The organism is Streptococcus sp. HN38, from assembly GCF_028335765.1.
Taxonomy (GTDB): Bacteria; Bacillota; Bacilli; order Lactobacillales; family Streptococcaceae; genus Streptococcus; species Streptococcus suis_P.
In genome coordinates this window covers 1,761,137-1,782,953 of the sequence record NZ_CP116604.1, presented here as the reverse complement: position 1 = coordinate 1,782,953, position 21,817 = coordinate 1,761,137, and the positions used below count along the sequence as shown (strand labels likewise).

Annotated in this window: 20 protein-coding genes; 15 read left to right on the top strand and 5 right to left on the bottom strand. The window is 40.4% G+C overall.

Features of this window, described 5'->3' with window-relative positions; genetic code table 11:
* Positions 1-68: 68 nt before the first annotated feature.
* A complete protein-coding gene (gene ezrA / locus PHA78_RS08500) occupies positions 69-1,793 on the top strand; it encodes a septation ring formation regulator EzrA (RefSeq protein WP_029177154.1) in 1,725 nt (574 codons plus the stop codon).
* Positions 1,794-1,844: 51 nt separating this feature from the next.
* On the top strand, positions 1,845-2,480 hold the full coding sequence (gene serB, locus PHA78_RS08495) for a phosphoserine phosphatase SerB (protein ID WP_024377928.1): 636 nt from the start codon (positions 1,845-1,847) through the stop codon (positions 2,478-2,480).
* A 393-nt stretch (positions 2,481-2,873) separates the two neighbouring features.
* On the opposite strand, the gene PHA78_RS08490 is transcribed toward serB, so the two are convergent.
* Positions 2,874-3,524 (bottom strand): HAD family hydrolase, encoded by a 651-nt coding sequence (locus PHA78_RS08490; protein WP_024377927.1) that lies wholly within the window; start codon positions 3,522-3,524, stop codon positions 2,874-2,876.
* A gap of 107 nt (positions 3,525-3,631) precedes the next feature.
* On the opposite strand from PHA78_RS08490, the gene PHA78_RS08485 reads away from it, so the two are divergent.
* Positions 3,632-4,759 (top strand): glycerate kinase family protein, encoded by a 1,128-nt coding sequence (locus PHA78_RS08485; RefSeq protein ID WP_099808953.1) that lies wholly within the window; start codon positions 3,632-3,634, stop codon positions 4,757-4,759.
* Positions 4,750-4,980, top strand: coding sequence for a hypothetical protein (locus PHA78_RS08480; protein WP_099808954.1), 231 nt, complete (start codon positions 4,750-4,752; stop codon positions 4,978-4,980). Before PHA78_RS08485 ends, PHA78_RS08480 begins: the two co-directional genes overlap by 10 nt.
* Positions 4,981-4,986: 6 nt before the next feature.
* Here the strand turns inward: PHA78_RS08480 and PHA78_RS08475 are convergent, their stop codons facing one another.
* Complete coding sequence (locus PHA78_RS08475; RefSeq protein WP_024377924.1) at positions 4,987-5,439, bottom strand: DUF1694 domain-containing protein; 453 nt, start codon at positions 5,437-5,439, stop codon at positions 4,987-4,989.
* Between the two features lie 149 nt (positions 5,440-5,588).
* On the opposite strand from PHA78_RS08475, the gene eno reads away from it, so the two are divergent.
* On the top strand, positions 5,589-6,896 hold the full coding sequence (gene eno / locus PHA78_RS08470; RefSeq protein WP_044690981.1) for a surface-displayed alpha-enolase: 1,308 nt from the start codon (positions 5,589-5,591) through the stop codon (positions 6,894-6,896).
* A 252-nt stretch (positions 6,897-7,148) separates the two neighbouring features.
* Positions 7,149-7,778 carry an HAD family hydrolase gene (locus tag PHA78_RS08465; protein WP_099779895.1) on the top strand — a complete coding sequence of 210 codons (630 nt, stop codon included), beginning with the start codon at positions 7,149-7,151 and terminating at the stop codon, positions 7,776-7,778.
* 45 nt (positions 7,779-7,823) lie between these two features.
* Here PHA78_RS08465 and PHA78_RS08460 read toward each other — a convergent pair whose 3' ends face one another.
* Positions 7,824-8,009: a hypothetical protein gene (locus tag PHA78_RS08460; RefSeq protein ID WP_002935693.1), complete on the bottom strand. Its 186-nt coding sequence runs from the start codon at positions 8,007-8,009 to the stop codon at positions 7,824-7,826.
* Positions 8,010-8,072: 63 nt separating this feature from the next.
* On the bottom strand, positions 8,073-9,077 hold the full coding sequence (locus tag PHA78_RS08455; protein ID WP_105097230.1) for a lactonase family protein: 1,005 nt from the start codon (positions 9,075-9,077) through the stop codon (positions 8,073-8,075).
* A 135-nt stretch (positions 9,078-9,212) separates the two neighbouring features.
* On the opposite strand from PHA78_RS08455, the gene PHA78_RS08450 reads away from it, so the two are divergent.
* The 3 genes from PHA78_RS08450 to budA are packed head-to-tail and all read left to right on the top strand — an operon-like array spanning position 9,213 to position 12,318.
* A complete protein-coding gene (locus PHA78_RS08450; RefSeq protein ID WP_024398740.1) occupies positions 9,213-10,379 on the top strand; it encodes an AI-2E family transporter in 1,167 nt (388 codons plus the stop codon).
* Positions 10,369-11,598: a tetratricopeptide repeat protein gene (locus tag PHA78_RS08445; protein WP_029187956.1), complete on the top strand. Its 1,230-nt coding sequence runs from the start codon at positions 10,369-10,371 to the stop codon at positions 11,596-11,598. The genes PHA78_RS08450 and PHA78_RS08445 overlap by 11 nt, the downstream gene beginning before the upstream one ends.
* A 3-nt stretch (positions 11,599-11,601) precedes the next feature.
* Entirely contained in the window at positions 11,602-12,318 is a 717-nt protein-coding gene (gene budA, locus PHA78_RS08440; RefSeq protein WP_024377919.1) for an acetolactate decarboxylase, read from the top strand.
* 25 nt (positions 12,319-12,343) lie between these two features.
* Here budA and PHA78_RS08435 read toward each other — a convergent pair whose 3' ends face one another.
* Entirely contained in the window at positions 12,344-14,002 is a 1,659-nt protein-coding gene (locus tag PHA78_RS08435) for an Rqc2 family fibronectin-binding protein (RefSeq protein ID WP_099779893.1), read from the bottom strand.
* Between the two features lie 305 nt (positions 14,003-14,307).
* Between PHA78_RS08435 and licT the strand changes: the two genes are divergently transcribed.
* The 6 genes from licT to PHA78_RS08405 all read left to right on the top strand — a co-directional run bounded on the left by licT (position 14,308) and on the right by PHA78_RS08405 (position 21,754).
* Positions 14,308-15,147 (top strand): BglG family transcription antiterminator LicT, encoded by an 840-nt coding sequence (licT, locus tag PHA78_RS08430; protein ID WP_012775252.1) that lies wholly within the window; start codon positions 14,308-14,310, stop codon positions 15,145-15,147.
* Positions 15,148-15,157: 10 nt separating this feature from the next.
* Positions 15,158-16,999, top strand: coding sequence for a beta-glucoside-specific PTS transporter subunit IIABC (locus tag PHA78_RS08425; protein ID WP_272157977.1), 1,842 nt, complete (start codon positions 15,158-15,160; stop codon positions 16,997-16,999).
* A 14-nt stretch (positions 17,000-17,013) separates the two neighbouring features.
* A complete protein-coding gene (locus tag PHA78_RS08420; RefSeq protein WP_105096302.1) occupies positions 17,014-18,438 on the top strand; it encodes a glycoside hydrolase family 1 protein in 1,425 nt (474 codons plus the stop codon).
* A gap of 673 nt (positions 18,439-19,111) precedes the next feature.
* Positions 19,112-20,110 (top strand): tryptophan ABC transporter substrate-binding protein, encoded by a 999-nt coding sequence (trpX, locus tag PHA78_RS08415; protein WP_032497895.1) that lies wholly within the window; start codon positions 19,112-19,114, stop codon positions 20,108-20,110.
* A 22-nt stretch (positions 20,111-20,132) separates the two neighbouring features.
* Positions 20,133-20,999: an ABC transporter permease gene (locus tag PHA78_RS08410; RefSeq protein WP_024377915.1), complete on the top strand. Its 867-nt coding sequence runs from the start codon at positions 20,133-20,135 to the stop codon at positions 20,997-20,999.
* Complete coding sequence (locus tag PHA78_RS08405) at positions 20,996-21,754, top strand: ABC transporter ATP-binding protein (RefSeq protein ID WP_002935681.1); 759 nt, start codon at positions 20,996-20,998, stop codon at positions 21,752-21,754. Before PHA78_RS08410 ends, PHA78_RS08405 begins: the two co-directional genes overlap by 4 nt.
* The last annotated feature ends 63 nt before the right edge of the window (positions 21,755-21,817 follow it).

The window sequence follows — 21,817 nt, the reverse complement described above, 5'->3', positions numbered from 1 at the left end:
TATACTAGAGATTTATGGTATAATTAAGCGATATTTTCTAGTAATTACTATGAGCTAAGGAGATTTACATGCCTACAGGAACAATCATCTTAATCGTTTCGATTGTTATTATTTTAATCATTGCCTATGTAGCTTGCCTGATTGTTCGTAAACGAAATGACAACCTTTTGGTTGCATTGGAAGAACGTAAGGAAGAGCTATTTAACCTTCCAGTTAATGAAGAAGTCGAAGCTGTCAAAGCACTTCATTTGATTGGTCAAAGTCAGGTGTCATTCCGTGAATGGAATCAAAAATGGGTTGATTTGTCGCTCAATTCATTTGCCGACATTGAAAATCATCTCTTTGAGGCAGAAGGTTATAACAATGCCTTTCGCTTTGTGAGTGCAAAGAACGCTATCGACAGTATCGAAAGCCAAATTGATTTAATTGAAGAAGACATCGCCTCTATCCGTCATGGTTTGATGGAGTTGAAGGAGCAAGAAGAGAAAAACTCTGGTCGTGTAAAACATGCGTTAAACTTGTTCGATAGTTTACAGGAAGCTGTTCGTGAAAATCCAGATAGCTATGGTGAGACATTACCAGAACTTGAGAAACAATTGAAAAATATTGAAGTTGAGTTTTCTGAATTTGTGATGCTCAATTCCTCAGGTGACCCGATTGAAGCTTCTGAAATCCTTGATAAGGCTGAAGAGCATATGATTGCTCTCAATCAAATCATGGATCGCATTCCAAGTTTGATTGAACGAGTTACAAAAGATTTCCCAGAGCAATTGGAAGATTTGGAGTCGGGTTATCGTAAACTGGTTGAGCAGAATTATTTGTTCACAGAAGCTAACATCGAGTCACAGTTTCAAAATATTCGCGTTTCAATTCGTGAAAATACTGCTTTGATTGTTTCCTTTGATTTGGATGCCGCAGAAGCTGAAAATGAGGGAATTCAAGCAAAAATTGATCATTTGTATAAAGTCTTCAATCGTGAGATCGAAGCGAATAAGGAAGCTGTTAAGATTAGTAAAAACTTGCCAAAATTCTTGGAGCATGTTGTCCAAAATACACAGCTCTTGGATGAGGAAAGCCAACGCCTAAATGCAACTTACTTGCTGGCAGATAGCAAACTTTCACGTATCAATCAGCTTAAAGCTCGTTTGGAATCGATTGAAATTGTTGTTACAGAAAGTGTGGAAGACATTGAAAATCCACAAGTTGCATATTCTATTTTGGAAGAGCGTTTGGACCATTCATTGGCAAGCTTGAAAGAAATCGAAGAGGAGCAGCTTGTTTTAGCTGACTATCTTAAATCACAAGAATTGTCAGAGAACACAGCGCGTAAGAAAGCTACACTTTATATCAACAAATTGCATACCCTTAAGCGTTATATGGAAAAACGCAACCTTCCAGGAATTCCAGCTGAATTTTTAACAAACTTCTTTAGAACGAGCGATCATGTGGAAGCCTTGATTGCCGAGTTAGACTATAAACGAATCAATATCGAAGTTGTTAACCGTTTGTTGGAAAATGCAACGTATGATATGAATCAATTGGAAGAGTTGGCGTATTTGATTGTGCAAAATGCGACTTTAACAGAGCAGTTGCTCCAATACTCTAACCGTTATCGTTCATTCGATGAAAGTGTGCAAAAAGCATTTAACCGTTCATTATCAATTTTTGAAAAGGATTTTGATTACCAAGCAGCATTTGAAGAAATTTCATTTGCTCTGGAAACAGTTGAACCTGGTGTAACAGAGCGTTTTGTACGTTCATACGAAAAAACTCGCGAAGCCATTCGCTACTAGATAAAAAGCCATTTGGCTTTTTATTTTTATACTTTGAAAGGAATATTGGAGATGACAACTGGATTATTAGTTATGGATGTTGATTCAACATTAATTTTGGAAGAAGGAATAGATTTACTTGGAGAAGAGGCCGGTTTAGGAGAGCAAGTTGCAGCAATTACCGAACGTGCTATGCGTGGGGAATTGGATTTTGAAGAAGCCTTACGTGAACGTGTGGCGTTGTTAAAGGGTCTGCCTGTTTCTGTGTTTGATCGAATTATCAAAAAAATCCACTTTACGCCTGGAGCAGCAGAATTAGTCTCAGAGTTAAAAATGCGAGGCTATAAGGTAGCAGTCGTTTCAGGCGGGTTTCATGAAACAGTCGATCGACTAGCTGCACAGTTAGAGTTAGACTATGTTCGGGCTAATCGATTAGAAGTAGTAGATGGAGTCTTGACTGGACAAGTATTGGGTAAAATTGTAACGAAAGATACTAAAAAAGCATGTTTAGAAGAATGGGCGGCAGAAAATGGGCTGAGTCTATCTCAAACGATTGCCATGGGGGATGGAGCAAATGATCTACCAATGATTCAACGAGCAGGAGTTGGAGTAGCTTTCTGTGCTAAACCGATTGTTCAAGAACAGGCGCCCTACCAAATAAATGAAAAAAATCTCTATAAACTAATAGAGATTTTAGATAGTAAATAATGGGAGCGGGAAAGAACTCGACTGGTCAAAAAAGAGTTCGTCAACAATTTTTCGTTTTAAGTTGTTGAGCTGAAACAGTCTATTCCCAGACATCAATTTATGTGAGCTGACTGCCGTCAGCTTATATCTCCCACTTTAAAAGGTCTCCCAGACCTTTTAAACTCCCGCCCCCGCACAGCTCAAAAGGTTCAGTGAACCTTTTGAGGTTGGAAATAGAGCGAACTTTGTTCGCAACAGTCGTAATTGTCAGATTTGGAGTGTAAAACACTTTGCTTCGCAAATCTTATCTCCAACCTTTAACAGTCCACTGGACTGTTAAACCCAATCAACCACTGCGCTGAGATGTTGACACGAACCCTGAGAAGCGAGGTTGGTCTTTTTGCCCAGCCTCTTCTATTCTGTTGTCAGTAAAACCTTTTTCAAATCTTGGACGGTTTCGACTATCATGGTGGCCCCAGCCTTTTCAAATTCCTGTTTGCTCCCATAGCCGTAAAGAACACCGATGGCGGGAAGTTGGTGCCTGCGTGCTCCTTCAATGTCATGTTCCCTATCTCCAATCATCACAGCATGGTTTGGAAATGCTTCTAATTGATTTATAGCATGGCCGATGACGTCCGCCTTACTGATGCGACTACTATCCAGACTAGCACCGGCAATGACATCAAAGTAGTGAGCGATACCAAAATGTTCTAGAATCTGTTTGGCAAATATTTCTGGCTTTGAGGTAGCAATTACTAGTGTTTTTCCAGCCGTTCTCAATTCTTCAAGCAGAGGGATGATTCCAGGATAGAGTTGATTTTCAAACATTCCTTTTTCTTTAAAATAGACACGGAAAGCATCAACTGCACTTTGTGTATCTTCAGGGCTGAGTTGGTAGAATCGTGAAAAAGATTCATAGAGTGGCGGGCCGATGAACCGGTTTAAATTGGCTGTATCTGGTTCTTCAATTCCCATTTTTTCTAGTGCGTAGGCGACGGAGTTTAAGATTCCTTGTCCAGAATCAGTAAGTGTTCCATCTAAGTCAAATAATATAGTTTGATACATACTTATCTCCTTTCTTTCAGTATAACACAGACGATGAAAAACAGAAAAGATTTATTGAAAGCTGAATAGGAGCGTGATATACTAATAATATAAAGGAGGTTAGTACCATGCATATTCTCATTGCTCCGGATTCATTTAAAGAGTCTCTTTCAGCTACAAAGGTTGCTGAAGCGATTAAAAAAGGATTTTCTAAGGTTTACCCACAAGCAGGGTATGACTTAATTCCCCTAGGAGACGGTGGCGAAGGGACAGTTGAGAGTCTAATACAGGCCTTATCCTTGGATGAAACCCAGACTTGGGTGACAGGTCCATTTGGAGATAAAATTAAGGTTTCCTATGCGGTTAAAGATGATCTTGCGTTTTTTGAAATGGCTGAGATTGTAGGGCTGGCAAGTATCCCGCATGAAAAAAGGAGTCCTCTCTTTATTAAGACACAAGGGGTTGGGGAGCTGATTGTGGAGCTCGTTCAAAATGGTGTTAAACGCATATTTATAGGAGTAGGTGGCTCTGCCAGTCATGATGGTGGTATCGGAATGGCGGCAGGTTTAGGAGTGAAATTTTATAATCGAGCGGGAAAAGAAGTAGAGGCAATTGGAGCTCATATCGGGGAGATTGTCAGCTTCTCCACAGAGGATATGTTGGTAGATCTAGCTCAAGTCAGGATTGATTTGGTAACGGATGTGGAGAATCCGCTTTGCGGACCAGCGGGAGCCACATTTGTTTTTGCAGGTCAGAAAGGTCTTGCCTCTGCCGAATTTGAACTAGTAGACAAGAAAATGGAGTCCTTTTATAAATTGGTTAATCCAATGCTACTCGATTTAGCAGGAGCGGGTGCTGGAGGAGGTATGGCAGCAGGTCTAGTCCAATTTGCAGGTGCTCGCATCCAAAAAGGCATTGACTTTGTCTTGGATCAGTTGGACTTTGATCATCGCGTCGCCAAAGCGGATCTGGTTGTGGTCGGAGAAGGGCGGATGGATGCCCAAAGCTTATCAGGGAAGACTCCGATAGGAGTAGCTAGACGTACACCGACGGGGATTCCCATCATTGCAATTTGTGGTAGCCTCAAAGACGATCTTCCCGAGTTTCCTTTTGAAAATATCTGCGCCGCTTTTCCGATAATTGCAAGCGTTGAAAGTTTGGAGGACACGCTTCAGAAAGCAGAAAAAAACCTGGTCCGCACAGCAGAGCAGGTGGCAAGAATTCTTCAGTTAGGAGGCCAACAAAGATGGAATTAGTGAAATATGTGGCTATTATCTTATTTATTTTTATTTGTCTTGCAAAGCTAGTATCCGTTATGAGACTTTCCGAAAAAGACAGAGGAACGGAAACGAATGTAATAAAGGCAAATGGAGCAGTGTTCTTTTTCAATGAAAAAAATGAAAGAGGCAGATTGCTAGGAATCCTTTGTCTAACCTGTATTATTTTTATTTTAATATTTATACTGTTTTATCGATAAATAAGTCTAACCAAATAATTTTTTCCAGAAGGAAGGTTTTGCATCTTCCTTTTTTTCTTCTGGTTTTGAGATAAGATTTGGAAATATGGATTCTAAGCTAACTTCTTCATTATCCACAGCGTGATTTGTGTGAAAGACAAGTGCGTAGGGAGACTGTCCTATTTTTTCATCGATGATAGCGGTAGTAATACCGAAGTTCTGAGCAATTTTTAGTAGTGAAATTTGTTGCTTGTCAGACAGGGCTGGCGAGAGTTTGAGGAATAGAGGGGAGTAGCTGTTTGCTAGTTTTTGGCAAATTGTATCGAACTTATTTCCGACGACTTCACTACTCAAATCGTCAAAGGAAACGAGCAGGACAACCCGTTCGCGATAGGTTCCCATGTATAGACGTTGTTCATCTGGATTCAATCGTGTTTCGCCAGAGGCTTTCTGTAGTATGGTAGTATTTAAATCGTTCATGGTTTCAGTATAACATACTCAGTTAACTTTGAAAAGGAAGGCGTTTACATTATTTCTTTCAGTAAAATAACCTGTTTTTTCTTGAAAAATCCCTTCTTTTAGGGTATGATAGCTATGTAACAATTTTAAACTCAAAGGAGAGTAATATAATGTCAATTATTACTGATATTTACGCTCGCGAAGTCCTTGACTCACGCGGTAACCCTACACTTGAAGTTGAAGTTTATACTGAATCAGGTGCTTTCGGACGTGGTATGGTTCCTTCAGGAGCTTCTACTGGTGAGCACGAAGCAGTTGAGCTTCGCGACGGTGACAAATCTCGTTACCTTGGTCTTGGTACTCAAAAAGCTGTTGACAACGTGAACAACGTGATTGCTGACGCTATCATCGGTTTTGACGTTCGTGATCAACAAGCTATCGACCGCGCTATGATCGCTCTTGACGGTACTCCTAACAAAGGTAAATTGGGTGCAAACGCAATCCTCGGTGTTTCTATCGCTGTTGCGCGTGCTGCTGCTGACTACCTTGAAGTGCCACTTTACACTTACCTTGGTGGGTTCAACACTAAAGTATTGCCAACTCCAATGATGAATATCATCAACGGTGGTTCTCACTCAGACGCTCCAATCGCTTTCCAAGAATTCATGATCTTGCCAGTTGGCGCTCCTTCATTCAAAGAAGGTCTTCGTTGGGGTGCTGAAGTATTCCATGCTTTGAAGAAAATCTTGAAAGCTCGTGGTTTGGTAACAGCTGTTGGTGACGAAGGTGGTTTCGCTCCTAAGTTCGAAGGAACTGAAGACGGTGTTGAAACAATCATCGAAGCAATCGAAGCTGCTGGTTACGAAGCTGGCGAAAACGGCATTATGATTGGTTTCGACTGTGCGTCATCTGAATTCTACGACAAAGAGCGTAAAGTTTACGACTACACTAAATTCGAAGGTGAAGGTGCAGCTGTTCGTACATCTGCAGAACAAATCGACTACCTTGAAGAATTGGTTAACAAATACCCAATCATCACTATCGAAGATGGTATGGATGAAAACGACTGGGATGGCTGGAAAGCTCTTACTGAGCGTCTTGGCAAACGCGTTCAATTGGTTGGTGACGACTTCTTCGTAACAAACACTGACTACCTTGCACGTGGTATCAAAGAAGGTGCTGCTAACTCAATCCTTATCAAAGTTAACCAAATCGGTACTCTTACTGAAACATTTGAAGCTATCGAAATGGCTAAAGAAGCTGGCTACACTGCCGTTGTATCACACCGTTCAGGTGAAACTGAAGATTCAACAATCGCTGACATCGCAGTTGCAACTAACGCAGGCCAAATCAAGACTGGTTCATTGTCACGTACAGACCGTATCGCTAAATATAACCAATTGCTTCGTATCGAAGACCAACTTGGTGAAGTTGCAGTCTACAAAGGCTTGAACTCATTCTACAACTTGAAAAAATAAAACAGTCTGGGAGACTGTTTTATCCCTGAGCTAGAATAGCGAAGGTTATAATAAGAACAAGTCCGAAATCTGCGGACTTGTTTTTTCTATGTACAGTGTACTAAAATTTATCCCCGAGTTAGAATAACAAGGGATTAGTAAAACCTCTTGGTTTTCCTATGGAGTTTTCTTTGCCTTGATATTGATAAAATGATATTCTAAAAAGGTAGATTGACTTAAGTATTCGCATTTTGAAAAGAGATGGAGAGCGGGATGATAGAGTGGATATTTTTTGATTTGGGTTCGACGCTTTTAGATGAAGAGGCTGCTTATGGTTATTATATAGACAAGTGTGTGAAGAAGTTAGAGTCTCTGGATATAGAGGTTTCATCAGATTCTTATAAAAAGAAAATGGCGGAGTATGCTCATAAGTCGCTGGACCCAATTCGTGCGACCTGGCACTATTTTGCACCGACCGAGCCACGTCCTTTATGGACAAATGAGGGTGTGAGCCTGTATCCTGAAACAATAGATGCTCTAGAGAAGTTATCACAAAACTATCGATTGGGGATTATTGCCAATCAGTCTAGTAGTATTAGAGAACTGCTTAAAGAGTGGGGAATTGAGTCTTATTTTCAACTCATCATCCTCTCTGAAGAGGTTGGGCTATCTAAACCAGATACAACTATTTTCACATTTGCCTTGCAAAAAACAAATATCCCTGCAGATAGAGTTGTCTATGTCGGGGATAGATATGATAATGATATTCTGCCTGCTAAATCTTTGGGAATGTGGACTGTACGGATACTGACTGGTTTTGGGAAGCATGCCAGTGAAAATGAAAAATTGAAGAGCGATTGGGTAATTCCTTCATTGCAAGAGATAACAAATATTTTTGAATAAACAAAAAAACTAGACTGAACATTCTCAACCTAGTTTTTACATGTATTAGAACAAGCCTTTAACTTTATCCAAAAGACCGTTAACACCTTCAGAACCTGATAACAAGCCTTTTGCTTGTTCCAAGTATTCACCAAATTGGTCCTTGTTTTCTTCGATAAATTGTTTTGCACCATCAAAGTCTTTGTTTGCAATCAATTCTTTTACTTGGTTAAAAAGATCTACTGGATTCATGGTGAAAACACCTCCTATGAAACTATTAAACCAAAACTGGACGGATTTCACAACTGAAACGACTTATAAAAATGTAACGCAAACTGCTTCAGGAACATAGAAATCGTGTGAAAGCTCAGTCAAACAGCCATTTTCGGCATCTCTTTCGAATACAGTTGCATTGTCAGAATCTTGATGGACAACAATCAAATGCTTTTCATCAGGACTAAGCGTGAAATCGCGAGGAGTTTTTCCATTTGTTGGGACGATTTCAACTAATTCTAAGCTGGCATCAGCAAGCGTTTTGTAGACTGCGATAGAGTCGTTTCCGCGGTTGGAGCCATAAATAAATTTACCATCCTTTGTGATTCGAATAGCGGCAGTACCGTTGAAACCAGTATGGTCTTCTGGGAGAGTAGAGACAGTTTGTAGGTGTTCAAATTGTCCCCAGCCGTCATAGATAAGCACCTCAATAGTTGAATTGAGTTCACAGATGAGATAGGCGATTTTTGCGACAGGATGGAAGACAATGTGTCTTGGACCACTTCCTGGCGCAGCCTGATAGGTTGCGATTTTCTCTACTTTTCCTTGGTCAGATACCTTATAGGTTATCACTTGATCACATCCTAAATCACAGGTTACTAAAAATTTATCGGGCGTCAAATCAGAAAAGTGAACATGGGCGGAAGCTTGGTTTTCGTGCGGCCCAGATCCTTCGTGTTGAGCGACATCAGCTAATTCTAGCGAACCATCCGCCAAACGTTTATAAACAAGTAGTTGTCCTTTGTGGTAATTGGAGCCATAAACTAAATCTCTTGCTTCATCTACAGCGACATAGCAAAGTGGTGCGCCCTCTGATACAACATGGTTGAGTAGAGTATAGTCAGCATTAAAGGCAGCGATACCTCCTAGACCATTTTCAGCGCCGACGGAGTATAGATGTCCTGCCTTATCAAAGGCAAGGTAGGTAGGGTTAGGTTCTTCAGTGACCAATTCTAGATTGCTAAGTTGTCCTGTTTCAGAATCAAAATTTGCTTTATAAATTCCTTTTGATTCACGTTTTGTGTAGGTACCGAAATAGATAGCCATAGGATTCTCCTTTTTGGAAATGATTGATAAAATTATACCATGTTTTTCTGAGAAAGTCGTATAAATTCTGTAGTTGATTTTTACAAAAATCCTTTCTCCATGTTACAATAGAAAAAAAGACTAGGAGTGTATTAGATGGAAGATAAGCATCAAAAATTTAGTCTGACTTGGTTTTTCCGCTTGTTTTTAAATAGCCAAGCGGTGACATTTTTATTGGTAACCTTGCTGACTTTTTTGACTATATTTATTTTTAGTAAAATTAGTTTTTTATTCAGACCAATAGGAAGCTTTTTAGAAATTGTATTGTTACCGATGATTTTAACAGGTCTTTTGTATTACCTATTAAATCCGATGGTTGACTGGATGGAAAAGCATAAAATTTCTCGTACAGTTGGTATTTCCATTCTCTTTGTTTTAATCAGTCTTCTCATTATATGGGGACTGGCGGTGGCAATTCCGAGTATTCAAGAGCAAGTGACATCTTTTGCGCAAAATCTTCCTTCGAATATCCAGAAAATCGAAGGGCAAGTGACTAGCTTATTGCAGGACCAAAGATTTGAACAATTTCGTCCTACTGCATTGGAATTGTTAAATAAGGTCAATGATCAAGCAGTTGCTTATGCGCAAAAATTTTCAACAAGTGCTGTGAACTGGGCAAGTAATTTGATTTCGACAGCATCTCAAATTATTGTTGCTGTTCTGATTATGCCTTTTATTCTCTTTTATCTGTTACGGGATGGTCAGTATTTGAATAAACACATTACCCAATATCTACCAACCAAGTGGAGAGAACCGATTGGAACAGTGCTATCAGATGTGAATGGGCAATTGTCAAACTATGTTCGTGGTCAGGTGACCGTTGCGATTATTGTTGCCCTGATGTTTTCAGTGATGTTCTCAATCATTGGTCTTAGCTATCCAATAACTTTGGGGGTGATGGCTGGTTTCCTCAATCTAATTCCGTATTTAGGTTCTTTCTTGGCCATGATTCCAGCTGTTATTTTAGGATTGATTGCTGGTCCAATCATGCTGATAAAGGTTTTAGTAGTCTTTATGATTGAGCAGACTATAGAAGGTCGTTTTGTGACGCCATTGATTATCGGAAGCTCCCTAAGTATTCATCCGATTACCATTTTATTCGTATTATTGACAGCTGGTCAGATGTACGGTGTCCTAGGAGTTCTTCTGGGAATTCCAATATATGCCTCTATTAAGGTTTTAGTGAAAGCGGCATTTGAATGGTACAAGGCACACAGTAGTTTGTATGAAGATGAAGAAAATGAGGTTGTGAATGAACAATAGTGAAAAAATGTTGGTTTGTTTGGACCAACAGGATTTAGACAAGGCAGATAAGTATTTCAAGCGCGCCTTGGTGCAAGATGATAGCGAAACGCTTTTGTCCTTGGCAGCCTACTTAGAAGGCATTGGTTTTTTCCCACAGGCTAGACAAATCTATGAACAGGTCAAAGAAGAATTTCCCGAAGTACTGATCAATCTTGCCCAAATAGCATTTGAAGACGGCATGGTCGAAGAAGCTTTTGCTTATTTGGAGGAAATTTCGGAAGACAGTCCTGCCTATGTAGAAACCTTGTTGGTCAAGGCGGACCTGTATCAGGCAGAAGGCTTGTCGGATGTGGCGCGTGAAAAATTGTTAGAAGCAAGTCACTTATCAGATGAACCCATCATCCTCTTTGGCTTAGCAGAATTGGATATGGAACTGGAGCTTTTTAATGAGGCTATTTCCTACTATGCCCAGCTGGATAATCGTGAAATCTACGAATTAACGGGAGTTTCTACCTATCAGCGAATTGGTATTGCCTATGCAAGTTTGGGAAAATTTGAAGCGGCCATTGAATTTTTGGAAAAGGCTGTTGAGTTGGAATACGATGATCAGACGGTTTTTGAGTTAGCAGCTCTGCTATTTGAACGAGAAGAATACCAAAAGGCCAATCTCTATTTCAAGCAGTTGGATACCATCAATCCTGATTTTGAGGGCTATGAATATGCCTATGCTCAGTCGCTTCATGCCGAGCATAAGATTGATGATGCCTTGGCTATGACTCAAAAAGGCCTGGCTAAAAATGACTTTGATGCCAATCTCTTGCTTCAGGCTTCACAGTATGCCTATGAATTGCATGATGAGGCGGGGGCAGAAGATTATCTTCTACGGGCAAAAGAGGTGGCAGATGATAGTAACGAACTAGCTCTGCGCTTGTCCAATCTGTATCTTGAGCAGGAACGATTTGAAGAGGTTGTGGCTTTATTTGATGAAGAGGTAGATAACGTTCTAGCTCGCTGGAATATGGCCAAAGCCTATCAAGCTCTAGAAAGAGATGATGAAGCTATTGAGCTTTACGATGAATTGGCTGGAGAATTGGCTGAGAATCCTGAATTTTTGGTTGATTACGTAGCGGTTTTACGTCAACTTGGTCGTTTGGATGAGGCAAAAGAGCAAGCTAGTCGTTATATCCAATTGGTGCCAGACGATTTAGCCATGCAAGAATTTTTGAATGAAGAGTAGGTTATGCAAGTAAATCGATTATTTCAATACAATACCTTAGGTGCCTTAATGGCTGGACTGTATGGCGGCTCCTTGACGGTTGGCGAATTGTTGGAACATGGTGATTTGGGTTTGGGAACCCTAGATTCCATTGACGGTGAGCTGATTGTTTTGGATGGAAAGGCTTATCAGGCCAAGGGAGCAGGGGAGAAACCAGAAGTGGTTGAAGTTCCTGCTGATATGAAAGTTCCCTATGCGGCGGTTATTTTTCATGAAGCAGAAGTGATTTTCAAACAACGTTTTGAAATGACTAGCGATGAATTGCATCAGCGGATTGAATCCTATTATGATGGGGAAAATCTTTTTCGCTCCATCAAAATCAAAGGGACGTTTTCGCATATGCACGTGCGCATGATTCCAAAATCGGCTTCGGATGTTCGATTTGCGGAGGTGGCAAGTCGCCAGCCTGAGTATACCGCTGAGAATATTTCAGGTACCATTGTTGGTATTTGGACGCCAGAGATTTTCCATGGTGTCAGTGTGGCTGGCTATCATTTGCATTTTATTTCGGATGATTTGACATTTGGCGGGCATGTCATGGATTATGTTATCTCAGAAGGAATGGTGGAAGTGGGACCAGTCGATCAGCTGGATCAACGCTTTCCAGTCCAAGACCGCCAGTATCTTTTCGCTAAGTTCAACGCTAAGGAAGTTAGAGAAGATATTGATAAGGCGGAGTAGGTTTCAATACAGAAAAATCCATGAACTAGATTTTCATGGATTTTATTTTGTCTTCAGTTGGGGTGACACGGAGGGTTTTCTGACCTCGGTAGGTCACAAAGCCTGGTTTGCCCCCTGTTGGTTTATGGAGTTTTTTGGCTTCAATCATATCGACTTGAACCAAATTGGAATGTCTGGCCTTAGAGAAGTAGGCTGCTAATTCAGCTGCGTCTGTCTTGACCTCGTCACTTGGGTCCAAGTTGTCTGTGATAACCACATGACTGCCTGGAATGTCTTTGGCATGGAACCAGAGTTCGCCTTTCTTGGCCATTTTGAAGGTCAACTCATCATTTTGCAGGTTATTTTTCCCGACCAGAATAATGGTCTTCCCGTCCGTCGCCAAGTATCGCTCAGGTTTCTGACGCTTATGGATTTTCTCACGATGACGGCGTTTGAGGTAGCCTGTTTCAATCAATTCATCGCGAATCTCATCAATTTCTGCCAGACTAGCCTGTCCCAGCATGGTGTCAACGGACTCCAGATAGACAATGGTTGCCTTGGTTTCCTCAATCAAGTTGGTCAGGTGCTTGACCGCCTCCTTGAGTTTCTGGTACTTTTTGAAATAACGTTGGGCATTCTGGCTAGGAGTAAGAGCCACGTCCAACTCAATCTCCAGTTCCTCGCCCGTATAGTAGTTGTCTAAGGTCACACTAGCCTGGTCATTTGGCACTTGATGCAGATAGGTGGTCAGGAGCTCGCCCTTTTGCCGCACCAACTCCGCCGTCTCCGTATCCGCCAATTCCTGCTCCTGCTTGACCAGTTTCTTGCGATTCTTCTCCAACTCACTGGCCACCCGCTTGATCAGCTCATTGGCCTGCTGGGCCACCCGGTCCCGCTCCGCCTTGTCCTGATAGTAGAAGTCCAGCAGACTGCTCAGGCTCTCAAAGTGTGGCTGGTTTTCAGGGCTATTGGCAAATGGCAGAGCAGCATAGGATTTGTCTGTCAGGCTAGGCTGAGTTGCCTGGTCAAAAAAGGCACGGAAGTTCTTGAGGCGGTCTGACTGCAAACGACTGGCCAGTTCAGCAGCCGTATCCCGACCCAAACCTTGAAAGGTCTGTTGGAGATTTTTCGGACTCAGTTCCTGAGTCGATAAGATTTCAAACAATTTCTCGTCAGACACCGTATAAGGATTGAGAGAATGTGTCTCCGGTGGATGAATATAGGTGGAGCCTGGCAAGATGGTTCGGTAGGAGTTTTGCGAGAAACCAACGTGCTTGATAGCCTCGATAATCCGCTGTTCAGACTTGTCTACCAAGATGATATTACTGTGCTTGCCCATGATTTCCACAATCAAGGTAGCTTGGATATGGTCGCCAATCTCGTCCTTGTTGGACACCGAAAATTCTAAGATGCGGTCATTGTCCAACTGACGAATTTCCTCGATAATGGCTCCCTGCAAGTATTTCCGCAGAATCATGGTAAAGGTATTGGGCACTTTTGGATTGGTAAAGTCCGACTGGGTCAGCTGAACCCGCCCGAAAACCGAATGGGCAGACAGGAGCAATTTATGGCTCTGACGGTTGCTGCGGATGTTGAGGACAATCTCCTGTTCAAAGGGCTGATTGATTTTCTGAATCCGTCCCCCTTCTAAATTGGCCTGTAACTCAGCCGTCATGTGATGTAAAAAAAATCCGTCAAAAGACATGGTTTTCCTCTTTCTAATAGCTATAACTCAGTCTAGTATATCATAAATCAGTGACTTTTTAACGAAGGGGACTAAAAGAAGTATTCTTAAATTTTTATAAATTATTGACAAATTCTTTAATTTATATTAAAATTGAAAATGGTTACAGAGTTATTAAATTTTTTAAGCTAGAAGTACCAACTAATAATTGAAATAAAAGGATGTTATCGCTTTAAGGCGAGCAGGAACCTATTTAAATGAATCGATACGATATATGTCGATTTCTTTTAAGTAGGTTCTTTTATTTTAAGTTTAAAGGAAAATTTATGATCATAAAGCGTGTATTAAATCATAATGCAGTCATAGCACAAAATAATAAGAACGTTGATATCTTGTTGTTTGGTAAAGGAATTGCATTTGGAAAGAAGGTCGGAGATGCGATCCCACCTTCTTCGATAGAAAAAAGTTTTTTGCTCAAGAATAGCGATAATATGAATCGCTTTACGGAACTATTTATCGATGTCCCTATTGAGTTGGTTTATGTTTGTGAGAAAATAATAAATTTAGGAAAGATAACACTTGGAAATCATTTTGATGAGATTATTTACATCAATTTGACAGATCATATCAATTCTAGTATAGAAAGACATAAGGAAGGAGTAGTCGTTACGAACCCTCTTAGATGGGAAATTGCCAAATATTATAAAGAGGAGTTTGAACTGGGGAAAAAAGCATTATCCATCATAAAAAAAGATTTACATGTCGAACTCCCAGTTGATGAAGCAGCCTTCATCGCTTTGCATTTTGTCAATGCGAATTTGGAAAATATTTTTCAAGAATCTTATCGTATTACTGGAATTATCATGAAGATTGAACAAATTATTCAAGACTATTATTCTACAGAATTCAATCAGGATTCTATTGATTATTACCGATTCATCACACATGTTAAGTTGTTTGCTCATCGTTTGGTAGAGGGGAATGAATACCATGATGAAGATGATGTGGATCTTTTAGAGTTAATGAAAAAGAAGTATCCAAGAGAGTACCAATGTGGAACTAGAGTAGCGGACTTTATTCGGTTAGAATATGATTATCTACTAAGTCCAAGTGAATTAGTCTATTTAATTGCTCACATTCGGCGTTTAACAAAAAATTTATCATAAGGAGTCTATTATGAAGTACAAGAATACTGCATTGGCAATCCTAAAGGCAGTCGGAGGAGAAAAGAATGTTCTTCGTGCAACCCATTGCGTTACTAGATTGCGACTGGAACTGAAAGATGAGAATATCGTGTCCGATGAACGTGTTAAATCCATTTCCGGAGTCATTGGCATTATGAAAAAAAATGGACAATATCAAATCATCTTAGGTAATGATGTAGCTAATTACTATAAAGAATTTACTGCATTAGGAAAATTTGATTCTGATTCAGTTCAACAGGTTAAAAAAGTAAATGTCTTAGAACAAGTCATCGAGTATATCGCTGGCTCTATGACACCACTTATTCCAGCTATGCTTGGTGGAGGTATGATAAAAGTTTTAGTCATTGTCTTACCGATGTTGGGGCTTTTAAAAGCTGATTCCCAATCTATTTCATTTTTAGCCTTTTTTGGAGATGCACCATATCACTTTATGCCGATTTTTTTGGCCTACTCAGCTTCACAAAAACTCAAAGTTACACCTGCTTTAGCCATGTCGGTTGCTGGTATTTTGCTACATCCTAATTTTGTTCAAATGGTATCTTCAGGTGATCCACTTCATTTTTTAGGTGCCCCTGTTACACCTGCTAGCTATGGTTCATCAGTTATTCCAATTCTTATTATGGTTTGGCTAATGAAGTATATTGAAGCTGTTTTTAACAAGGTCACTCCAGCTGTAACGAAAAGTTTCTTACAGCCAACCTTGGTCCTGCTTGTTTCAGGTTTCATAGCTTTAGTTCTTGTTGGACCTCTCGGCGTTATTGTTGGTGAAGGATTATCGCAATTGGTTGAACAAATGCATGGTGTAGCTGGTTGGTTAACTTTAGCAGTTCTTGGAGCAATCATGCCATTTATCGTTATGACCGGTATGCACTGGGCTTTTGCACCGATTTTCTTGGCAGCTTCAATCGCGACACCTGATGTACTGATTCTACCAGCGATGTTAGGTTCTAACTTGGCACAAGGTGCCGCTTCCATGGCAGTTGCATTTAAGAGTAAAAATAGTAACACGAAACAAATAGCCTTTGCAGCTGGATTTTCAGCTTTATTTGCTGGTGTCACTGAGCCTGCTTTATATGGTGTTACTCTAAAGTATAAAAAACCATTGTATGCAGCAATGATTGGTGGTGGTCTAGCAGGATTATTTGTTGGTTTGACAGGTGTAAAAGCATACCTTTTTGCAGTACCTTCTCTCATTGCTTTGCCACAATTTATTTACTCTGAAGCAGCTTCAAACATTACTAACGCTATGATTGCTGCGGCAATTTCAATTATTGTCACATTTATTTTGGCCTATTTCCTAGGTATCGATGAAGAAACGTCAACAGTTAATTTAGAAAAAGTAGCACCTGGCATTTCAAGTAGAAAAAATGTCTTCTCTCCTCTTTCAGGCCAAATTCTCCCTTTAGAAAAAGTAAATGATGCAACGTTTTCAAAAAAAATGCTTGGAGAAGGAGTTGCAATTATCCCTAAGGATGGAAAAGTCTATGCTCCATTTGACGGGGCTGTTACCAGTCTTTTTCCAACAAAACATGCAATCGGTTTAACAAGTGATGAAGGGGTAGAGTTGCTTATCCACTTTGGATTAGAAACTGTCGAGCTAAAAGGAAGAGGTTTTGTGAGCCATGTTTCAGATGGGGAAAAAGTTGAAAAGGGTCAACTGATGCTAGAAGTGGATGTAGAAATGCTTGTCGCAGAAGGGTACGATATAGTGACTCCTGTAGTTGTTACAAATACACAGGAATATCTGGATGTTCTCTTGCTTTCGACAAAAGAGGAAGTCAACTATGCTGATGATTTATTAGCAGTTTTATAATTCGAGGAGGGTATATGTCAATTTTTCCAGACAATTTCTTATGGGGAGGAGCAGTAGCTGCAAACCAAGTAGAAGGTGCATATAATGAGGGAGGAAAAGGATTATCCGTTCAAGATGTTCTCCCTAATGGTGGACTGGGTGAAGCTACCCAAGAACCAACAGAAGATAATTTGAAATTAAAAGCTATTGATTTTTACCATCGATACAAGGAAGATATAGCCCTGTTTTCAGAGTTGGGATTTAAGGTATTTAGAACATCAATTGCTTGGAGTAGAATATTTCCGAATGGAGATGAAGAATTTCCAAATGAAGAAGGGCTACAGTTTTATGATGAACTTTTTGATGAACTTCTAAAGAATGGTATAGAGCCTCTTGTAACTCTTTCTCACTATGAAACTCCCCTGTATCTGGCAAGGAAATATCATGGCTGGGTGGATAGAAAAATGATTCAATTTTTTGAAAAATTTGCCCGTACAGTTTTTGAGCGATACAAAGATAAGGTTAAGTACTGGCTGACATTTAACGAGGTCAATTCTATCTTAGAACTGCCTTTTACAAGTGGTGGAATTGACTTGCCGAATGAAGAACTTTCAAAACAAGATTTATATCAGGCCATTCACCATGAACTTGTAGCTTCTAGTCTTGTTACCAAAATTGCTCATGAAATTATTCCTGACTGTAAGGTTGGCTGTATGGTCTTAGCTATGCCGACCTATCCAATGACACCCAATCCTGAAGATGTTTGGGCGGCTCATGCCTATGAAAATTTGAACTATTTATTTTCGGATATACATGTTAGAGGATATTATCCTAATTATGCCAAAAGATACTTTAAAGAAAATGGCATAAAGATTACTTTCGTGGAAGGTGATGAAGAGTTATTAAAAAATAATACGGTTGATTTTCTCTCCTTCAGTTATTATATGAGTATTACTCAGGCAGCAGATCCATCAAAATATTCATCTGGAAAAGGAAATATCTTGGGTGGTTTGGTCAATCCTTATTTAGAAGCTTCTGATTGGGGTTGGCAGATTGATCCAATTGGTTTAAGATTGACACTAAATCGTTATTATGATCGATACCAGATTCCTTTATTCATTGTTGAAAATGGTTTGGGAGCTAAAGATCAGCTAGTGAAGGATGAGGCTGGTGGTTTGACTGTTCATGACGATTATCGAATTCAATACATGCAAGAACACCTTTTACAAGTTGCGGAGGCGATACAGGATGGCGTAGAAGTCATGGGTTATACTTCTTGGGGCTGTATTGATTGTGTATCTATGTCTACCGCACAATTATCTAAAAGATATGGACTAATTTATGTTGATAGAAATGATGATGGAAGTGGCAGTCTAACTAGATATAGAAAGAAATCATTTTACTGGTATAAGGAAGTTATTCAATCCAATGGCAGTATCCTGGGCAATAGCTCAAAATAGACTCTTAAGGTATTAAAAAATTGGTAAAAAGTTTTCAGAAAATTTAATTAAAAGTCTTGACAAAGTGATTTTGATACCGTATAATCGTCTGTAATCAGAAGAAGTAGTAAAGCAGAAGTCTTCAGGGAGCCTGTGGTGCTGAGAACAGGTGGCGGAGTTTTATGAAATGGGCTGATGTGCATTTATGTCTATTTTATGACCTAAATTCACAAGGATTGTTTGGTATGACTTACTTTGCGTAGACTGTTTTGGTTGAGTACGAGGCAGGTCGACGTAGCTTATACTAGCGGTATAGCAAGGAGAGCTAACAAAGTACTCAGCCAAAACAGTCACGCAAATGAACTTAAAACAATGATAGTTCGGTTGGCACACCTTACAGTGCAACTCCTTGTTAGAGGAGATGAGATATGGGAGAATTCTAGACAATTCCCATAAGTGAGGTGGCACCGTGTCATTGACGCCCTCGCATACTGTTTTTCAGTATGCGGGGGCTTTTTCCTTGTCTTTGTAGATTGTCGTTCAATTGAAAAAATGAGATACCGATCATTATATTCTACTTTGACAATGATAGAAATTACGAGGTAATCATGATGAAACGATGGCGATGGTGGAATAATATATTGATGACGTAGAAATTGGATATTGTGCATTTTTAAAAGGAGAATGAAATATGTTGAAAAATAAAAATTTACTTGCTACAATTGTTGCCCTTACTGTTATGGTAGTTGCTGCCCTGTTTTTGACGCAAAAAGAACAGAACAATTCAACGAATAGCTCAGAAAAAGTTAAAATTGGGGTCCTCCAATTTGTGACGCATGATTCACTAGACGAAATTTACAAGGGAATCAAAGCAGGCCTTAAAGAAGGTGGTTATACCACAACGGATAATTTAGAAATTGATTTTATGAATGCAGAAGGTGATCAATCCCAAGTTCAAACCATGAGTAAAAAATTGGTGGACAATGGCAATGAACTCTTAATCGGTATTGCGACGCCAGCCGCACAAGGGTTGGCAAATGCAACAACAGAATTACCTATCATCATGGGGGCAGTAACAGATCCTGTTGGTGCAAACTTGGTGACAGACTTGAAAAATCCTGGTGGAAATATCACTGGTGTTTCTGACCAAACACCAGTAGCAGATGCTGTTTCTCTTATCAAGGAGATTACACCAAATGCTAAAACAATCGGTATTCTCTACTCTTCAAATGAGGACAATTCAAAAATTCAAGTAGCGGAATTTAAGGCAGCAGCAGAAGAGGCTGGCTATACTGTTCTTGAATATGCAGTTGCTTCTAGTAATGAAATTGCAGCGACAGTAGAGGTCGCAAGTAGTAAAGCAGATGTTCTCTTTACACCAGTAGACAACACAGTTGCCTCAGCATTTTCAACTGTCGTATCTGTGGCAAATAAAACCAAAACTCCGATTTTCACCAGCGTAGAAGATATGGTAGAAGGCGGAGGTATCGCATCTGTTACCCTTAGCCAATATGACTTGGGTGTGGCAACTGGTAAGATGGCTGCGAAAATTCTTGATGGTGCCAATCCAGCGGATACACCTGTACAAATCTTTAACGAGGGTACCGTTGTTGTCAACCAAAAAGTTGCTAAAGAATTAGGAATTACCTTGTCAGATGATGTGATTAGTAAAGCAAGCAAGGTTATCGAATAAGAGATAAGAGAAAAGGAAAAATATGATTGTATCAACAGTTTCACAGGCTCTTTTATGGGCTGTACTAGGTTTGGGAATATTCGTTACCTTTCGGATTCTGAATTTTCCTGATATGACGACAGAGGGCTCTTTCCCGCTTGGAGGAGCGGTTGCTGTTACCTTATTGACGCAAGGAGTTCATCCTATCTTGGCTACTCTAGCAGCAGTTCTTGTTGGCTGTTTGGCGGGCTTTGTCACAGGCTTGCTTTATACCAAGGGGAAAATTCCCACTCTCCTAGCTGGTATCTTGGTCATGTCTTCCTGTCACTCTGTCATTCTATTTATCATGGGTAGGGCAAATCTAGGCTTACTGAATACCAAACGTTTACAAGATTTCCTTCCTTTTTCTGAGCAAATCAATGGTCTCTTGCTAGGTCTAGGTAGCCTAGCGGTGGTGATTGGTGCCTTGATGTTCTTCCTCTATACTCGCCTTGGACAGGCCTTTATTGCAACCGGGGATAATCCAGATATGGCACGCAGTTTTGGTATCAATACAAGTCGAATGGAGTTGCTAGGCCTTGTTCTTTCAAATGGGATCATCGCTCTTGCAGGTGCCTTGATTGCACAACAAGAAGGCTATGCGGATGTGTCGCGTGGTATTGGTGTCATTGTGGTCGGTATGGCTAGTTTGATTATCGGTGAGGTGATTTATGGAAATCTGACCATGTTGGAACGGTTCTTGGCTATTGTAGTGGGAGCAATTTTCTATCAATTCTTGATTTTGGGAGTGATTTCCTTGGGAATCAATACCAGCTACCTCCGTATCTTCTCGGCCATGATTCTGGCAACTTGCCTCATGGTTCCTGAGTTGAAAAATAAACTTCTGAAAGGAGCCAGTCTGTCACGATGAAAGCAATTGTTGAATTAAAAAATGCCACCAAGGTGGTGACAAACGGTTTTGATGAAGAACGTGTGATTTTGGATAATGTCAATCTGACCATCTACCAGGGTGATTTTATTACCATTTTGGGTGGAAATGGGGCTGGGAAGTCAACCCTCTTTAATGTCATTGCTGGTACCCTGCCCTTGACAAGTGGTTCGGTCCACATACTTGGTGAAGACGTGACCAATTGGCCTGCTGAAAAACGTGCTAAGTATCTGGCACGAGTTTTCCAAGATCCTAAAATGGGTACAGCGCCACGGATGACGGTGGCAGAAAATCTACTGATAGCTAAGTACCGTGGCGAGGGACGGGGCTTAGTGCCACGCAGATTGGCTCAACAGACGGAAGAATTTGCCCAGCTTTTGCCGAGAGTGGGAAATGGTTTGGAAAAACATCTGGACACGCCAGCAGGGCTCTTATCAGGTGGTCAACGCCAGGCATTGAGTTTGTTGATGGCGAGTTTGAAACAGCCTGAACTTTTACTCTTGGATGAGCATACTGCAGCCCTTGACCCTAAGACCAGCCAATCCTTGATGCAATTAACGGACGAGTTGATTGAGACTAAGGGAATGACGGCCCTCATGGTCACTCACCAGATGGAAGATGCTCTCCGTCACGGTAATCGCTTGATTGTCATGAAAAATGGTCAGATTATTCAGGACCAAACGGCTGAAGAAAAATCCAAGATGAAACTGGAAGATTATTATAAGTTGTTTGACTAAAGTCTGGAGAAATCCAGGCTTTTATTATCCTTTGAATTTTTAGTTAAAAAGCAGTATAATATA

Coding starts and splice junctions, on each gene's coding strand:
- ezrA (WP_029177154.1), top strand. CDS start 69: ATGCCTACAGGAACAATCATCTTAATCGTTTCGATTGTTATTATTTTA.
- serB (WP_024377928.1), top strand. CDS start 1,845: ATGACAACTGGATTATTAGTTATGGATGTTGATTCAACATTAATTTTG.
- PHA78_RS08490 (WP_024377927.1), bottom strand. CDS start 3,524: ATGTATCAAACTATATTATTTGACTTAGATGGAACACTTACTGATTCT.
- PHA78_RS08485 (WP_099808953.1), top strand. CDS start 3,632: ATGCATATTCTCATTGCTCCGGATTCATTTAAAGAGTCTCTTTCAGCT.
- PHA78_RS08480 (WP_099808954.1), top strand. CDS start 4,750: ATGGAATTAGTGAAATATGTGGCTATTATCTTATTTATTTTTATTTGT.
- PHA78_RS08475 (WP_024377924.1), bottom strand. CDS start 5,439: ATGAACGATTTAAATACTACCATACTACAGAAAGCCTCTGGCGAAACA.
- eno (WP_044690981.1), top strand. CDS start 5,589: ATGTCAATTATTACTGATATTTACGCTCGCGAAGTCCTTGACTCACGC.
- PHA78_RS08465 (WP_099779895.1), top strand. CDS start 7,149: ATGATAGAGTGGATATTTTTTGATTTGGGTTCGACGCTTTTAGATGAA.
- PHA78_RS08460 (WP_002935693.1), bottom strand. CDS start 8,009: ATGAATCCAGTAGATCTTTTTAACCAAGTAAAAGAATTGATTGCAAAC.
- PHA78_RS08455 (WP_105097230.1), bottom strand. CDS start 9,077: ATGGCTATCTATTTCGGTACCTACACAAAACGTGAATCAAAAGGAATT.
- PHA78_RS08450 (WP_024398740.1), top strand. CDS start 9,213: ATGGAAGATAAGCATCAAAAATTTAGTCTGACTTGGTTTTTCCGCTTG.
- PHA78_RS08445 (WP_029187956.1), top strand. CDS start 10,369: ATGAACAATAGTGAAAAAATGTTGGTTTGTTTGGACCAACAGGATTTA.
- budA (WP_024377919.1), top strand. CDS start 11,602: ATGCAAGTAAATCGATTATTTCAATACAATACCTTAGGTGCCTTAATG.
- PHA78_RS08435 (WP_099779893.1), bottom strand. CDS start 14,002: ATGTCTTTTGACGGATTTTTTTTACATCACATGACGGCTGAGTTACAG.
- licT (WP_012775252.1), top strand. CDS start 14,308: ATGATCATAAAGCGTGTATTAAATCATAATGCAGTCATAGCACAAAAT.
- PHA78_RS08425 (WP_272157977.1), top strand. CDS start 15,158: ATGAAGTACAAGAATACTGCATTGGCAATCCTAAAGGCAGTCGGAGGA.
- PHA78_RS08420 (WP_105096302.1), top strand. CDS start 17,014: ATGTCAATTTTTCCAGACAATTTCTTATGGGGAGGAGCAGTAGCTGCA.
- PHA78_RS08410 (WP_024377915.1), top strand. CDS start 20,133: ATGATTGTATCAACAGTTTCACAGGCTCTTTTATGGGCTGTACTAGGT.
- PHA78_RS08405 (WP_002935681.1), top strand. CDS start 20,996: ATGAAAGCAATTGTTGAATTAAAAAATGCCACCAAGGTGGTGACAAAC.